Below are 2,530 nucleotides of genomic sequence, written 5' to 3' on the forward strand. Positions count from 1 at the left end.
TGCGGCAGCGCCGGCAAGCACATCACGGCGATTTGGTCCTGCAGGCCTAAACGGTGAATGCGACTCCATATCAGTTTTTCCTAAATTAGAGGGCGTGAACTTGCGCGGCTGCGTGGCGGAAAGCTCAGCTCGTAAACCTTCTCTTTGCGAAGCGGGATGCGTCGCAGTCCAGTGGGTTGGTCAACTGGTCAAGTAGTTTCGTGAGACCGCGTGAGTCCAGGGAGTCGAAAGTCAACGCCTGCCGACGAAGCTCCTCCGCCCGGTCACTCGTCAGTAAACCGGCGGTGAAGGTGTCATACTTGCCCCTGAGCTCGTTGTCCGTCAGGGGGTTGTCGGTATCGCCCTTCGGGCTGCGCGGTGCCGACTGGAGAATGCGGTCATCCTTCAAATGCAGGACGACGTCGGCCCACCTCTTCCCGACGCTGATCCGCGTATAATGCTCCGTCTCGACCAGCTCGGTCGCCTGCGCAATACGGTTGATTTCCACATCCTCAAGGATCGCGGGTGCAAGTTCCTCTGGCCCGATTTTCCCGCGCGCAATCATGATCGCAACCGGAAAGACGATCGAGTAGGTCATTTCATCGAGCGTTGACGGATTATGGCCAGCCAGGCGGACGGCATAGTGGAAGGTATTGATACGCACCTTTACCACATCCTGGCTACGAACGCCGTGAGCGACCATTAGTTCTTGCACTGCATCGATCGCTGGATGAGCCCAACGACAGACCGGATACAGCTTGTAGTGGGTGTCTTCGACAATCCGCCATGACGTGCCGAGGTCACTCCACCAGGCATCAACTGCGTCCCCTTCTATGGTCACAGCTGGTGCGCCGGTGAATCCCAGCTCCGCCAAGTAAGCCGCCATAACGCCAGAGGGCGCCCCCCACCCTACGCCATCCCTCAGCATCGTTGGATGGTCGATGCACCGCATCATCTGGCTCCGCGGACCATGGTACTCAGCAATTCCGGCAGCGTGACGGATTCGGTCGACATCCAGCTTCAGCAAGCGCCCCGCGCCCACTGCGACGCCGATAGCGGTCCACGCGCCTGAGGTATGATAGTCCGCAGTGGTACCGTGCAGTGCAAGGCCAGCCCGATAGGAAATCTCGTAAGCCGTGGCGAGTGCGGTCATCAGGCCGCTTCCTGTAACCGACTGGCCACCGGCGTGGAGCGAATCCGCAACAGCAAGAAGCGACGGAAAAACAGCCGATCCGGCGTGCCCCTTGCATGGGCTCGACCCATCGTGGCCGTCGATTGAATCAACCGTAAATGCTCCGGCGAACGCTGCGCCTGCTGGGCTCACCGGACGGCCGTCGAATAGCAGACGAGCCGCCCCTGATTGCGGGGAGGCGCGCCACAAACGGTCAGCGACATCCTTGGTGATCTGCGCAATCTCTGTCGTCGACCCCACTGTGGCCACACCTATGGTGTCGGCAAAACTGCGTCGCAGTACGGTCCGGACATCCTCCGGAATATCGTTATAGTTCAACGCGACAGCGAACTCGGCAAAGTGCCCCACGCGGATACCTCCTAGCTGCCTCGGGAGCGGGAGGCGCCGAGGGATTGACGCCAGGATAAGAATCCATGGGCGGAACTCGCAATTGAATTGAATTGAATAGCTGAGAAATTTTTTGCAGGGGCGTTACAGCTTCGCCCAGGACAAACAGCTGCAAAGGAGTCGAAGGCTACAGTTGACGAGGCAACCTGCGATCCCATGCTGGGATTGAATCGCTTCTAAGACAAGGCGTCCTCCGACAGGGGCGGCACCATTGATATAGGTCCTGTTCCGACCGATGTTTTGACATAGTCGGTTTCGAGCGATACCTATTCTACCTGTCCGACAGTGAGATGACGAAGGCGCATTAGAGATGTGATTGGAAGCTTTTAGGCTGACGGTTGCTGTATCTGAAGCACTTCGTGCGCTCGGATGCTTTGAGCGTTCGCATTGCGAGAGCATTCATGGATCCGGGAGATTTCGCGTAGGGCCGGACTGTTCCGGGACACCGTTCGCAACCCAGTCCAAGGTTCCGGAGCGGCCTAGTAAGCTCCGCCCCTGCGCGGACCGATTTGTGGCACGATGAAGGCGCCTACGCGTCGGCTTGGGCGCTCGATCCCGTGGCGGGGGCAGCGCTGTCCGCATCGGCCACGCTCGCCAGTAGCCGAGGGAGGAAAGGCTCGCCTGATAGTTGGCCGAAACCCTGGCAACATAGGCAGCGAACCGCATCACGGTGCACGGGGCCTCGTTTCGAGGTCTTTGCCGGCGGCAATGGCCGGGATGGGCATGCGGGGCCGAGCCTGGGCCAGATGCCGTGGCGCATGTCACCAGCGAACGAAGCTGATCGACGATCCTAACCTCGCCCGAGTAGCGCGCAAGGCCAGAGAGTTTGTTGCCGATTAAGCCAGCACCGGTCGTTCCCAAGCGTCGTACGTCGTTAGCCGGTCGGGACAACCGCTATCTGTCAAGGTCAGGCGAACCACCAGCGATCCGCCAGCTTATACCCGTCCATGTCCCAGTTCACGGCGACAGGAC

Annotated in this window: 1 protein-coding gene; it reads right to left on the reverse strand. The window is 59.7% G+C overall.

Annotated elements, in window-relative coordinates; genetic code table 11:
* Window positions 1-124: 124 nt before the first annotated feature.
* Entirely contained in the window at window positions 125-1,519 is a 1,395-nt protein-coding gene (locus tag ABID19_RS34175; protein ID WP_263807291.1) for an MmgE/PrpD family protein, read from the reverse strand.
* Window positions 1,520-2,530 lie beyond the last annotated feature (1,011 nt).

The sequence above is a fragment of the Mesorhizobium robiniae genome (assembly GCF_040545535.1).
Taxonomy (GTDB): domain Bacteria; phylum Pseudomonadota; class Alphaproteobacteria; order Rhizobiales; family Rhizobiaceae; genus Mesorhizobium; species Mesorhizobium robiniae.